We start from the raw sequence: 13,383 nt of genomic DNA, 5'->3' as shown, positions 1-13,383 counted from the left end.
GTGTAAGGTTCAGCGTGTGCGTGCTGGTGCTCACGAATGTCAAATTCGCTCCGCGCCAGTGCTCGTCCTTCCTAGGGATGCAAAGGTTTTCTATCACGCTCAAAGGTTCATTTATGGCTTAATCGTCCCATTCTTGCTTGAGGATTTTACCTGTTTTAGCGGAAATCTCAAAATCAACTTCTTCGCCGCTTGGTGTCGTAATTTCAATTTCATACAAGTACACACCATTTTCTTTATCTAATTCTGAATCTGTGACTGTTCCTTTTACTTTTGCAAGGGCAATTTGTTCAGCCTGTTTTTTGGTGATTTTTACATTTTGTTTCTTTTCTTTGACTGGATCATTGAGCGCTTTGCCTGTTTTGGCATCGACATATACTTTATATTCAAAGCCGCCTTTTTTAATCTCGACCTCATATACCCATTTTCCTTTTTTACGCTCAAGATCTACATCATCTACATAGCCTTTCACAACTTTTAATGCTGCTTTTTCAGCCTGTTTCTTTGAGACAAATGAAGATTTCTTTTGCACCACTTGTTCGGCATTTGCCGTTTGATTTGTATTTTGCGCTTGAAGGGTGAAACCACCTGCGACAAGGGCTCCTGTGAATGCTGTAGCGACTAGTACTTTTTTTATCATATTTCATTCCTCCTCTGTTTGATTTCTCCTTTATCTTAAAAAAACAAGATGATAAAGGAAGGAAAGGAACATGAGAAAATCATGAGAAAATGATTAGTTTTCGTACGTAATACCTTCAATATCTCCTGTATAGGCATTCACTAACACCTCTGCCTCTCTTCCATCCGGCAAATCGAGCTCTACCTCAAACACGAGCATTCCGCTAAAAGTTTCAAGATCTGCATCATCCACTGTGCCGCCCACTTCTTTTACGGCAATCTGAATGGCTTCTTCTACCGTTATTTTTGTCAGCTTCTTTTCTTTAGAGGTTGGCTTTTTCTTTTCTGCTTCAATCACCTTGAACGTGTCTTTCTCAACATCCACTTGATACAGTTCTTTTTTTGATTGAATCGTAAAGATAAAGCGATCCGATTTTTCTTTCTTTTGAATCACAGTACCCTTCACTTTTTTCACTGCCACTTCTTCTGCTTGGAGTTCGGCATTTTTCTCATTTGGTTTTTGATAGCTCTTTAACTGTTTCATCTCTTTCATTTGACCGCTTGAGGAAGATGCAATGATTTGATAGATGCCATTTGAATTTTCAAGCGTCAATGTATAGTCCTGTTTATGATTGATCAAATCAATATTTGTGATGTTTCCATTGTAGTCTTTTGCTATGATTTTTTTAATGTCTGCTTCGCTTAATATTTTTTTGTCAATGGTTTGAATCATGAGCATTGCAAAGGCCGCAAGAATGAAAAGACATCCTGCGAGCGTAAGCAGCATTTTCAGTTTTCTAGACATGCAGCGCCTCCTTCCTATTTCCTATTTTATAAGGAGGAAATGAGAAATTGATGAGAAAAGACCTACTTATTTCTGAAAAAGAATGGTCATCACGGTTCCTTCACCGATACGGCTGTCTACCTTTAGCTCAGCCCCATGCTCTTCAGCAATTTGCTTCGCAATTGACAGGCCAAGTCCAGTCCCACCCGTCTCACTGTTTCTCGCTTCATCCACACGGAAAAAGCGGTCAAAGATTTTCGGCAGATCCTCTTCTTTTATGCCAATTCCTTTGTCAACAACCGAAATAAACGGTTTCTCTCCTGCTCGTCCGCAGTTCACATCAACTGGCTCTGCACTATATTTAACCGCATTATCAATCAAGATGGTCAAAAGCTGTTTGATCTTCTCTTCGTCTCCTTCAGCAATCACAGGCTGATCGGTTTGTATATGAGTAAGGATGGTTCGATTGGTTGCCACTTCAAGTGTATGGCCGACTTGGCTACACAATTGACCAAGATCAACCGGCTTCATGTCCAAGTAAAGCGGCTGCCCATTTTTCGCCAGTGTGAGTAGTTGATCTGTCAGCCTTTTCATTTTTTTTGCCTCATCATGAATGGCTTGAGAGGATTCTTCTACGACCTCTGGCCGGCTTTGCCCCCAGCGTTTTAGTAAATTGCTGTAGCTCATGATGACGGTAATGGGTGTTTTCAATTCATGAGAAGCATCGTGTAAAAATTGCTGTTCTTTCTCATAATGTTTCTCGAGAATTTCGGCCATTTCATTAAAGGTTTGACCCATTTGATACAGTTCATCCTTTGAATCGCCTGTTAATTCAATTCGTTTAAATGCCTTTTCTCTCATACTTGCTTTCATCGTATTGGTCATTCTACTAATTGGGCGGACAATTTGTTTCGTTAAAATGTGGCCTGCAAAATAAGAAAGCACAATAAACAAAACGCCAGTAGTGATTAAAATCATTTTTAATAACGCCAAGTTCTCTTCTGTATTTTCAATTTCTTCATATACTTGCAGCGACACAATGTCCCCATTTGTCCAAATGACAGGGATAGCCGCAAACGCAATCATATGCTTATTGTATTCTTGAATTTCTGCTGTCTGACCAGATTCGTATGTAAAAGGAAGTGAGCTAAACGTAGATTCCTTCGTGACGGTCAGCTTTGATTCACCTTTCTCTGTGACGACACGGATCATACCATTTTGAGGCAGATACGCTTTCAGAAGCTCTGAAGATGGAAGGCCCTCTTCTTCTGACTTCTTTAGTGCAATCGCAATATTTTCAGCTACTTCCGACAGTCTGGACATATCTTTTTGCGTCAAGGTCATTGAAAAAATAAAATAAATCGCTGTATGAAACAGCAGCACCATTAAAAACAAGGACAACGATGTATAAAGCTGGATCTTATTTTTTAATCTCATGCTTTATCCTTTCATCACATAACCCACACCTCTCACTGTGTGAATCAATTGTTTTTCAAACGGGTAATCGATTTTTTTTCTTAAATAGCGAATATAGACATCAACCACGTTCGTGTCACCAAAATAATCAAAACCCCAGACAGCTGTTAAAAGCTGATCTCTTGTGAGCACTTGCTGTTGATGTTTCAATAAATGAACAAGCAGGTCATATTCTCTCGGTGTCAGCTCAAGCGTCTGACCGCCTCTTTGAATTTCTCTTGTTTTCTCATTCACCGTTAAATCTGCAATACTTAGCTCAATGTCCTTTTCCTCTTGCGCATTGTGATTGAACCTCAGCTGTGCACGAATTCGCGCTAATAATTCTTCTATGTCAAAGGGTTTTGTAATATAATCGTTTGCCCCAAGATCAAGACCACTGACCTTATCGGGAACACTTCCTCTTGCGGTAATCAAAATGATCGGTGTTGCCGTATTTGTCTTTCGAACCCTTCTAAGCACTTCAAGTCCGCTTAATTCTGGAAGCATGACATCTAGAAGCACTAAATCAAAACTCTCCTCCTCGAGCGCCTGGAGCCCTTTCATCCCTGTATCTTGGACTGTGACCTCATATCCTTCATATTCAAGTTCTAATGACAGCACTCTTGCAATTTTCTTTTCATCTTCGACCACGAGTATCTTCCCTTTGTTCATCTCTATCTCTCCTATCTGAAAGGCAAGCTTGTCTTTCCATTATTATATGTTGCCTTTCTCCATTGGAACAGTCACAATCTTCATATCTTATTTTTCATGAATGAGGAATTGTTATGTAATATGGTTGATTTTTATTTTCAGCTGATCCTTTCACATTACACAAATCAACAAAAAAAGCCTCTTTTCTGAGGCTGGTCCTTTACTTCTTTTTAGGTTGACTGACAAAAAGCTCATCTACAGTCGTATTCAAAACAGAGGCGATGTCAAAGGCTAATTGTAAAGTAGGGTCGTACTTATCGTTTTCAATGGCATTGATGGTTTGTCTCGAGACCTTACACCGTTTAGCAAGTTCTTCTTGGGATAATTTAATGGATTTCCTTAGTTCTCTTATATGATTTTGCAATTTAATCACCATATTTTTTTCTGTATATGAGTAATGTAACTAAATAAATGACCGAAATCACAGTTAGGAACATGATGGGAGAAATCCCAAACCCCTTATCAGAATGGTTCCCTTGGATCGTTAAAAATATGGACTGTGCGACTTCTAATATAAGCATACCAATGACCACCATAAATGCATACGATTGCGCTTTTGAGTAGATAAATCTCTTTCTTTCATCACCCTTTTGAATCATAGGCGCAATAAAGATGAATAGTCCGACCACTAATAAGATGACTGAATACACAACTTTTACAACATCCAACGGTTAGTCCCCTCCCAATCAAAATGTCAAACACTTTTTACATTTTGATTATATCATCCGCTTAAAAAATGTCAAATACTTTTTACATTCTATATTCTTTCGATCATTATAATGAAAAAACAATCATCTGCACATGGCATGTACCTTTTTCTTTTCTGTCATCCTCTATCTCCTTATATGATTGTTTTTTCGATCTGCCTTTTTTAGTTCTTTTCACCCATTTTCATCTGTACAGGTGCAAGCTCACTATGCAGCATTTGCTTCTTTTTCATATGATACTAAGAGTTTTCTTCAAAAGGTGACTTCTTTCGGCAAGATATGAGGAGAACTGCACAATAAATAATTATTTGATTATTTGAAAAATTATTACAATTGACCCTTTCCGATCAAACATTTGTTTTATACAATAACATTACGCAACCTGAATCTACTTTGAAAACAAAATAAGGAGGGCTTTCTTATGAAAGGTGAAATTCGCTTAATTCCGTATGAAGTAAAAGCCAATGTGATGGAAGCGAAAGAGACGCCGGAAAGTATTCAGGAGATTAAAGCACCCGAACTTTGGTCAAGTGGCTTCAAAGGAAAAGGCATAACCATTGCTGTCCTTGATACAGGTTGCGACACGGAGCATCCCGATTTAAAAGATCAGATTATCGGAGGAAAAAACTTTACCGATGATGACAATGGCGATGCTGAGAATGTAAAAGACTACAACGGGCATGGTACCCATGTATCAGGAACGATTGCAGCAACAGATCAAAATGGTGGCATTTTAGGTGTTGCGCCTGAAGCCAAGCTGTTGATCGTGAAAGTTCTTGGAGGGAAAAATGGCAGTGGGAAATACGAATGGATTATCAATGGCATTAACTATGCGGTTGAGCAGAAGGTTGATATCATTTCCATGTCTCTCGGTGGGCCAAGCAATGAACCAGAACTGCAAAAAGCCATCCAACATGCGGTAAGCAGTGGTGTGCTTGTTGTCTGCGCAGCAGGAAATGAAGGTGACGGAGACGAGCGTACTGAAGAGTTCTCCTACCCAGCTGCATACAACGAGGTCATTGCCGTCGGCTCTGTCTCTCTTGCAAGAGAATCCTCTGAATTCTCCAATGCGAATAAAGAAATCGACCTCGTCGCTCCAGGTGAAGACATTTTATCCACTCTCCCTAACCATAAATACGGAAGACTAACAGGCACTTCCATGGCTGCCCCTCATGTGAGCGGTGCACTCGCCATTATTAAAAATGCCGAAGAAGAAGCGTTCCAGCGTAAGCTGACAGAACCTGAGGTATATGCTCAGCTCGTACGGAGAACCCTTCCGCTAAAACAATCGAAAACCCTTGTAGGAAACGGGTTTTTATATTTAACTGCACCAGATGTGCTTCTTGAGAAAACATTGGAAGCAGAACTTTTGTCTCTATAGGTACATGTTAGGTCCTGAGAAAAGATAGAATTTTCTCAGGATTTTTTTAATTAAAATTATTCAAAATTTACTTTGACGAAATGAAGTGAACGTTATATAATCGAACACAATAAATTCATAGTTTGAGAGTCGGTAATTCGATCACACATCGAATTTTAATTGGGAAGACCGGTGAAAATCCGGCGCGGTCCCGCCACTGTAAGTGAGGAGAGCTTTTCGTTAATAATCCACTGTCGTAAAGATGGGAAGGATGAAAAGCTTGCAGATTCACTAGCCAGGATACCAGCCGCTCTATCACATCAAACCCCCTACGGTTGATAGGAGATGTCGGAAAAGCGTTCGTCATTGATACTTACGCCTTCTTTCGCACACACATTTTGTCTTTTTAAACCAGACATTTGCCCTCATCAATCTTGACCATGAGTGTGAGTGTCTTTTTATATTTAGAGGAGGAATTGGAATTGACAATTGTTAAAACAAGTAATCTAGGTTTCCCGCGAATTGGTTTAAACAGAGAATGGAAAAAAGCACTTGAGTCTTATTGGAAAGGTCAAACTGACCGAGAAACCCTCTTAAGCACACTCGATGAACAATTTTTAGCCGCTATTAAAACTCAAATTGATCAACAAATTGACGTTGTTCCTTCTGGAGACTTTACCTTCTATGATCACGTGCTGGATACTGCCGTTATGTTCAATTGGATTCCAGAGCGCTTCCGCAGCTTGAAAGACCCGCTAGATACATACTTTGCGATGGCAAGAGGAACAAAAGATGCTGTCTCAAGTGAAATGACAAAATGGTTTAATACAAACTATCACTACATCGTTCCAGAATACGAAAAAAGCACAGAATTCAAACTCACACATAACAAACCGCTCGAAGCATACGAAAAGGTGAAAAAAGCGTTTGGTGTTGAAACAAAACCTGTCGTTCTTGGTCTTTATACATTTGTTTCTCTTTCTAAAGGCTATGAAGCCAATGAAGTGAAAGAGATTCAGCAACGCCTAGTGCCGCTTTATACTCAGTTGTTAAAAGAGCTTGAAGAAGCCGGTGTAAAATGGGTTCAAATTGATGAGCCTGCTTTAGTCACAGCTTCAAGTGAAGACGTGAAAGCAGTAAAAGCCATCTATCAAACGATTAAAGAAGCTGTACCTGCCTTAAACGTTCTCCTTCAAACATACTTTGACTCAGTAGATGCCTATGAAGAGCTTGTCACGTATCCTGTTGAAGCCATCGGTCTTGATTTTGTCCATGATCAAGGACGAAACCTTGAACAATTGAAAAAACACGGCTTCCCAAAAGATAAAATTTTAGCAGCCGGTATCATCGACGGCAGAAATATTTGGAGATCAGATCTAGGAGAAAGATTATCGTTTATTTCTGAAGTGATTGCTGACGTGCAGCCAAAAGAAGTATGGCTACAGCCTTCAAGCAGCCTGCTACATGTACCAGTTGCAAAACATCCGAGCGAACAGCTTGAAGAAAAACTATTAAACGGACTTTCTTATGCCACTGAAAAGCTGGCTGAATTAACGCTATTAAAAGAAGGCTTATCAAAAGGAGCAGCTGCCATTGATGCAGACATCCATGCAGCAAATGAAGCACTTCTGACGTTAAAAGAATTCGCGAAAGGAACGAATGCGGACCTGACAGCAGAGCGCAACAGCCTTTCATCAAAAGATTTTAAACGTCCAGTTGCTTTTGAAGAACGACTACGCATTCAAAATGAATCTCTTGAACTGCCGCTTCTTCCAACCACAACAATCGGAAGCTTCCCTCAGTCAGCTGAGGTGCGCAGTGCTCGTCAAAAATGGCGCAAAAATGAGTGGACAGATGCAGAGTATGATGAATTTATTAAAAAAGAAACAAAAAGATGGATTGATATTCAAGAAGAGATTGGCCTAGATGTACTCGTTCATGGAGAATTTGAACGTACAGACATGGTTGAATACTTCGGTGAAAAACTCGCTGGATTTGCCTTTACAAAATTCGCTTGGGTTCAATCTTATGGATCACGCTGCGTGAAGCCGCCGATCATTTATGGAGATGTAGAATTTACAGAGCCAATGACAGTGAAAGAGACGGTTTACGCTCAAAGCTTAACAGAGAAAAAAGTCAAAGGAATGCTGACAGGGCCTGTCACGATCTTAAACTGGTCTTTCCCAAGAACAGATATCTCTCGTAAAGACATTGCCTTCCAAATCGCTTTTGCTTTACGCAAAGAGGTAGAAGCGTTAGAAGCAGCGGGTATTCAAGTGATTCAAGTGGATGAACCTGCGCTAAGAGAAGGTCTTCCTTTAAAAGAGAGTGATTGGGCAGCATACTTAAACTGGGCAGCAGAGTCATTCCGTCTATCGACATCGTCTGTTCAAAATGAAACGCAAATTCATACACATATGTGCTACAGCAACTTCGAGGATATTGTTGATACGATTGAAGACCTTGATGCAGACGTGATTACGATTGAACATTCACGCAGTCATGGCGGGTTCCTCGATTATTTAGAAAAACACCCGTATTTGAAAGGTCTTGGACTTGGGGTATATGACATCCACAGCCCGCGCGTTCCATCTGTTGAAGAAATGAGTAAAATCATTGATGATGCACTGAACGTATGTCCGACAGATCGCTTCTGGGTCAACCCTGACTGTGGACTGAAAACAAGACAAGAGCCTGAAACCATTGCTGCTTTGAAAAACATGGTGACAGCTGCTGAAGTCGCTCGTAAAAAGCTAGCGCAGCACGCATAATGGACTCACTCTTCCCCTGCTGAACATTTGGCAGGGGTTTTTTATGCGTAAATTGTCCTGTTCGATCTCCTCCTACAATGATTCCTTTTCTATCATGATTCGTTTATACTAGAGAAGTCAGTCGAACAAAGGGAGGAAGCCAATGAATCACGAAGCTTTTTTACAACGCGCAATTGATCTTGCAGTAGAAGGAGTAAATAGTGGCACAGGCGGCCCTTTTGGAGCGGTCATTGTCAAAGACGGTCAGATTATTGCAGAGGGAAGCAACAATGTCACAACGAGTAATGATCCAACTGCACATGCAGAAGTGACAGCTATTCGAAAGGCGTGCCAAACACTACATACATATCAATTAGAAGACTGTATTTTGTATACAAGCTGTGAGCCTTGTCCAATGTGTCTTGGTGCTATCTATTGGGCTAGACCAAAGGCCGTATATTTTGCCGCTGGACACAAGGATGCAGCGATTTCTGGTTTTGATGACTCCTTTATTTATGAAGAAATCAACAAAGAATACGAATCAAGAAACATTCCATTTTACCAGCTGACCCTTCAAAAAACCCATGCTCCATTTGAAGCATGGGACACATACGACAAAAAGAAAGAATATTAAAAAAAGACACCTGCTCCACAGCAGGTGTCAGTGAGAAAGGGCTAAATTTTAGCCCTTTTTTCTTTTCATGATTCCGCCACTTCAAGCTCTACTTCGATGTTTCCTCTTGTTGCTTTTGAATATGGACAGAATTCATGTGCAGCCTCAACAAGCTCTTTCGCTTTGTCATGGTCAAGCCCTTTAGCGGAAACAATCAGCTTCACGCCAAGTTTAAAACCGCCATCACTTTCATCTTTTAATAGACTAACATGTCCTTCTACTTCTGATTCAATTTCGACACCTTGCTTCTTAGCGACTTGTTCAAGCGCCCCTCCGAAGCAGGCCGCATAACCCGCTGCAAATAATTGTTCAGGATTCGTACCAGTTTCTCCATCTTTCTTTGCGTTTGGCATCACAATGTTGTGGTCAAGCACACCATCATCAGAACGAACATGTCCTGCTCTTCCGTGCTGTGCTTTTACTTTTGCAGTAAATAATGGTTTCATCTTGATCTCCTCCTTCTTCTACTTATACCTTTCACGTTCTATTCGTTGCTCAAACATTTATGGCACATTGAAGAATTTTTCATTTTTAGTCTGTATTTATTTTAAAAAGGAAGAAAATCTTATACAATGATAAGTATGACAAAAAATAGTTGGTGACAGATATGACAAATGAATTTGAACATATGAAGCTGGAAAATCAGCTTTGTTTCTTGTTATATGCAAGTTCAAGAGAAATGACAAAGCAGTATAAACCATTATTAGAAGAGTTAAATATCACATACCCGCAATATTTGGCACTGCTTTTGTTATGGGAGCATGGGACATTAAATGTGAAAACAATGGGAGAGCTTTTATATTTAGACTCCGGTACACTCACACCTATGCTAAAACGAATGGAACAAAATGGACTCATCATCCGTGAACGTTCGAAAGAGGATGAGCGTTCGGTCCAAATTCGTTTAACAGAATACGGAGAAGCTTTACAAGAGAAGGCCACTTCGATTCCATTTCAAATGCTGTCTGGAACAGGCAGATCAGAAGAAGAGCTGAAAACACTTCGCGCTTCTTTACATGAGCTTTTGCAAAAATTAACACAATCAAAAGGCTGAGGGAATATTCCCTCAGCCTTTTTTTGATGTCTATTATTGAGCGACAGCTACTAATTCTACTTCAATGTTTCCTTGCGTTGCTTTTGAGTATGGGCAAACGCCGTGTGCTTTATGAACAAGTTCATCAAGTGCAGATTGCTCAATTCCAGTTCCTTTTACTTCTAATTTGACACCTAGTTTGAAACCGCCGTCTGAACTGTCTTTGATTAAGCTTACATGTGCCGTTACTTCACTTTCAAAACGGATACGCTCTTGTCTTGCGACCATTTGAAGAGCTGAATCAAAACATGCAGAATAGCCCGCTGCGAATAATTGCTCTGGATTCGTTGCTTTCTCAAGCTTTTTCGCTCTTGGCGTTCCTGGCATTGCTACATCATGCTCTAGTACGCCATCTGTTGACACAACCTTACCTTCTCTTCCTCCTACAGCTGATACCGTTGCAGTAAATAAAACTTCTGACATGAATATAACCCTCTTTCGCTCTATTAATATTTTCTACAATTGAATTGTACACAATCTAAATTCAAGAGTCAATGAAAAACACTCACTTTCATCTTTCCTCCATTTTTTATTTTTATGAATGTGCAACCTACGATGATTGAAGCGGTCAATAAAAAAAGCCCTTTAAAAAGGGCTTTTTAGATCGTGATATGCTGCGGATTCGGTTTTTCTAGCGTATGGTTTCTGTTATCGGGGTCGGCATTAGGTGATGTGATCCATAATGCCAAGATCGTGATGCTTGTACAGACGACTGCCCATTTTTTAAAATTCATATAAACAATCCCCTCTCTGAATATAGATACGAGCATGTTCCGCTTCCCCATAGAACATGGAAGATTTTTCATAATCCTCCATTTCATTATAATACTTTGCGGTGTCTAAAGCCAGCTCTTCTATATCTGGATATGCATAGGAAGATTCTAAAAAATGGAAAATCTGTTTAATATGCTCTGCATCTTGTCGTAAGTACAATGCTTCTAAAAAAATGGTCTTCTGAATATGAATGTCATCCTGCAGAGCTTCTGCTCGTTTCATACATTCTTCTCTGTAATATAATGCTTCATTGTTTTTACCTTGTTTGTATAAGATCTGAGCGGCTGTATAAAGAGGGTCTATCGATCGACGAAGATGATCAGATTGGTTTTGATCAAATAATGAGATGGATTCTTTCATTAAGTCGAGTGCGCGGTTCAAGTCTCCCATTCTGTAATAGCTGTTGCCCATATTAAACAAAGAAGAAGCAATAAAACGCACATTCTGAAAGTCTCTTGATCTTGCAAGTGCTCTTTCGAGATGTGGCAATGCCTTTTCATGCCTTCTCATATCATCATAATTACCGGCTACAATAAATTCACACTGAATGGTACGAAGCGCATATAGTTCGTGCTGAATATAGACATCCAGCGCTAGTTTGGCATGGTGCATCGAAATGTGTGTTTGTTTCATGTGATAATATATTTCTGACATTTTAAAATGAAATTCTGCACGTTCAATATCGTCGGATACAAAAGAAAGCTTGTGCTCTGCCTTTTGATAGGACGATATGGCAGCAATGTACTCTCTCCGGCCGAATTCATACATGCCTCTGAAGAAATGATAGTAATATTCAAGCATGCCTGTGACATGCGTTTGATGCTCATCTATTTCTTTCGAAAGCTCGGAAAAGTTGGCGCGAAGCTTTCCTTCCTTTAATGGCTTTAAATAATCGAGCATGACCTCATGCCTGAATTCCATTAAAGAAAAATAGAGAAGCAAATTCTGATCTTCTTCCATTGAATCAAGAGAGGTGCGAATTTCCTGCTTTAACTGTTCTGCTTGTTCTGAATCAAATCTGCGGATTAATTCATACCACTTGTTGATTTTCACTCCAATATCCGAAGAGGGAATGATTTTCGCCATACGTTGCCTTCTCCAATCTTCTCAAAATATAAAACATTACCATATTTTATCATACTTGACCGAAGAAATACAAAAATGAAAGGAAAAAGAGAGCCTTGTGCGATAAGACTCTCTTTTTGAATCGGTTATTCTCTTATTTGTCCTTGCCCACGAATGACAAATTTTTCAGAGGTTAGGGCTGGCAGACCCATTGGTCCTCTAGCATGCAATTTTTGTGTGCTAATGCCGATTTCCGCTCCGTAGCCAAATTCAAAGCCATCTGTAAACCGGGTAGATGCATTATGATACACAGCGGCAGCATCAACGGCTGTTAAGAAAAGTGCCGCATGCTGCTCGTTTTCCGTAATGATCGCTTCAGAATGCTTAGAGCTATACATTTGAATATGCTGTATCGCCTCTTCCATGGTCTTGACGGTTTTAATACTGACAATCGGCGCTAAAAATTCCGTTTCAAAATCAGTGGCCTTAGCTAATGTGGCACTCGGTGCAATTGCACATACTGCTTCATCGCCCCGTATCTCTACACCATGTGTCTGAAGTGCTTCAAAGAGCGAAGCGCCATGTTCTTGTGCCCATGTTTCATGAATGACAATGCTCTCAATGGCATTACAAACAGATGGTCTTTGTGTTTTCGCATTCAGAACAATTTGTTCAGCCATTTCTTTTTGAGCTGTTTCATCAATGTAAATATGACAATTCCCTGCACCCGTCTCAAGTACTGGAACAGTAGACTCTCTCACAACAAGATCAATTAAATGTTTCCCGCCACGTGGAATCAGGACATCTAGATAGTCATTTAAAGTGAACAGGGTTTTAGCCGTCTCACGGCCTGTATCTTCAATCAATTGTACACTGTCTACGGGAATATCCGTTGGTTGCAGCGCTTCATGAATGACTTTCACAATCGCTTTATTACTATGAATGGCCGATGAACTTCCTCGAAGAATCACAGCATTTCCAGTTTTCAAGCAAAGAGTGGCCGCATCGACTGTCACGTTTGGTCTTGCTTCGTAAATCATCCCAACCGTTCCAAGAGGCACACGTACTTTTTCAATGAAAAGCCCGTTTTCTTTTTGAATGGTCTCTAATGTTTCACCAATTGGGTCTTTGAGCTGAATGAGTTGATGCGTAGCGTCTGCAATCGCTTCAATTCTCTCTTCTGTTAATGTAATTCTGTCGATCACAGATGGCGTGAACTCTTTGTCTATAGCCGCCTGAACATCTTTTTGGTTCTCGGCAATTAAATACGCTGAAGATGCTTTTAATGCTTTTGCAATAGCGTCTAATGCAGCATTCTTTTGTTCAGTTGTTTTTAATAGTAGCTGATCTTTTGCTGCGCTTGCCTTTTTTGCTTTTTCTAGAACTTCATTCATCG

The 13,383-nt window shown here is 40.1% G+C and carries 15 protein-coding genes and 1 riboswitch; of the genes, 4 read left to right on the top strand and 11 right to left on the bottom strand.

Annotated features, from left to right (window positions below; all coding sequences use genetic code 11):
- Positions 1–118: 118 nt before the first annotated feature.
- The 6 genes from LCD32_RS06065 to LCD32_RS06040 form a co-directional block, all read right to left on the bottom strand.
- A complete protein-coding gene (locus LCD32_RS06065; RefSeq protein ID WP_008346169.1) occupies positions 119–637 on the bottom strand; it encodes a PepSY domain-containing protein in 519 nt (172 codons plus the stop codon).
- Between the two features lie 93 nt (positions 638–730).
- Positions 731–1,420, bottom strand: a complete 690-nt coding sequence (locus LCD32_RS06060; RefSeq protein WP_060780998.1) for a PepSY domain-containing protein — start codon at positions 1,418–1,420, stop codon at positions 731–733.
- A 66-nt stretch (positions 1,421–1,486) separates the two neighbouring features.
- Positions 1,487–2,836, bottom strand: coding sequence for an ATP-binding protein (locus LCD32_RS06055; RefSeq protein WP_056704869.1), 1,350 nt, complete (start codon positions 2,834–2,836; stop codon positions 1,487–1,489).
- A gap of 3 nt (positions 2,837–2,839) precedes the next feature.
- On the bottom strand, positions 2,840–3,526 hold the full coding sequence (locus LCD32_RS06050; protein ID WP_007498794.1) for a response regulator transcription factor: 687 nt from the start codon (positions 3,524–3,526) through the stop codon (positions 2,840–2,842).
- 199 nt (positions 3,527–3,725) lie between these two features.
- On the bottom strand, positions 3,726–3,929 hold the full coding sequence (locus LCD32_RS06045) for a helix-turn-helix transcriptional regulator (protein WP_008346178.1): 204 nt from the start codon (positions 3,927–3,929) through the stop codon (positions 3,726–3,728).
- Position 3,930: 1 nt separating this feature from the next.
- Complete coding sequence (locus LCD32_RS06040; protein ID WP_035392292.1) at positions 3,931–4,233, bottom strand: hypothetical protein; 303 nt, start codon at positions 4,231–4,233, stop codon at positions 3,931–3,933.
- Positions 4,234–4,693: 460 nt separating this feature from the next.
- Here LCD32_RS06040 and LCD32_RS06035 point away from each other — a divergent pair, with 460 nt between their 5' ends.
- The 3 genes from LCD32_RS06035 (at position 4,694) to LCD32_RS06025 (ending at position 9,016) form a co-directional block, all read left to right on the top strand.
- Positions 4,694–5,653 carry a S8 family peptidase gene (locus tag LCD32_RS06035; RefSeq protein WP_007498796.1) on the top strand — a complete coding sequence of 320 codons (960 nt, stop codon included), beginning with the start codon at positions 4,694–4,696 and terminating at the stop codon, positions 5,651–5,653.
- 113 nt (positions 5,654–5,766) lie between these two features.
- Positions 5,767–5,959, top strand: a riboswitch (cobalamin riboswitch).
- A gap of 155 nt (positions 5,960–6,114) precedes the next feature.
- Positions 6,115–8,403: a 5-methyltetrahydropteroyltriglutamate--homocysteine S-methyltransferase gene (gene metE / locus LCD32_RS06030; protein ID WP_041092339.1), complete on the top strand. Its 2,289-nt coding sequence runs from the start codon at positions 6,115–6,117 to the stop codon at positions 8,401–8,403.
- 142 nt (positions 8,404–8,545) lie between these two features.
- Entirely contained in the window at positions 8,546–9,016 is a 471-nt protein-coding gene (locus tag LCD32_RS06025; protein ID WP_224563196.1) for a nucleoside deaminase, read from the top strand.
- A 65-nt stretch (positions 9,017–9,081) separates the two neighbouring features.
- Here LCD32_RS06025 and LCD32_RS06020 read toward each other — a convergent pair whose 3' ends face one another.
- Positions 9,082–9,501, bottom strand: a complete 420-nt coding sequence (locus tag LCD32_RS06020; protein WP_008346186.1) for an organic hydroperoxide resistance protein — start codon at positions 9,499–9,501, stop codon at positions 9,082–9,084.
- 161 nt (positions 9,502–9,662) lie between these two features.
- On the opposite strand from LCD32_RS06020, the gene LCD32_RS06015 reads away from it, so the two are divergent.
- Complete coding sequence (locus LCD32_RS06015; protein ID WP_008346188.1) at positions 9,663–10,109, top strand: MarR family winged helix-turn-helix transcriptional regulator; 447 nt, start codon at positions 9,663–9,665, stop codon at positions 10,107–10,109.
- A 33-nt stretch (positions 10,110–10,142) separates the two neighbouring features.
- On the opposite strand, the gene LCD32_RS06010 is transcribed toward LCD32_RS06015, so the two are convergent.
- The 4 genes from LCD32_RS06010 to LCD32_RS05995 form a co-directional block, all read right to left on the bottom strand.
- Positions 10,143–10,571 carry an organic hydroperoxide resistance protein gene (locus tag LCD32_RS06010; RefSeq protein ID WP_007498801.1) on the bottom strand — a complete coding sequence of 143 codons (429 nt, stop codon included), beginning with the start codon at positions 10,569–10,571 and terminating at the stop codon, positions 10,143–10,145.
- A gap of 176 nt (positions 10,572–10,747) precedes the next feature.
- On the bottom strand, positions 10,748–10,882 hold the full coding sequence (locus LCD32_RS06005; RefSeq protein ID WP_008346190.1) for a hypothetical protein: 135 nt from the start codon (positions 10,880–10,882) through the stop codon (positions 10,748–10,750).
- Positions 10,872–12,008, bottom strand: coding sequence for a tetratricopeptide repeat protein (locus LCD32_RS06000; RefSeq protein WP_072367674.1), 1,137 nt, complete (start codon positions 12,006–12,008; stop codon positions 10,872–10,874). The genes LCD32_RS06005 and LCD32_RS06000 overlap by 11 nt, the downstream gene beginning before the upstream one ends.
- A 125-nt stretch (positions 12,009–12,133) precedes the next feature.
- Positions 12,134–13,381 carry a glutamate-5-semialdehyde dehydrogenase gene (locus LCD32_RS05995; RefSeq protein WP_224563193.1) on the bottom strand — a complete coding sequence of 416 codons (1,248 nt, stop codon included), beginning with the start codon at positions 13,379–13,381 and terminating at the stop codon, positions 12,134–12,136.
- Positions 13,382–13,383: the final 2 nt, after the last annotated feature.

Source organism: Bacillus sp. RSS_NA_20 (assembly GCF_020165915.1).
Classification (GTDB): domain Bacteria; phylum Bacillota; class Bacilli; order Bacillales; family Bacillaceae; genus Bacillus; species Bacillus altitudinis.
Note: the sequence above shows the minus strand (reverse complement) of the source record. Positions and strands in the feature narration are given on the sequence as shown.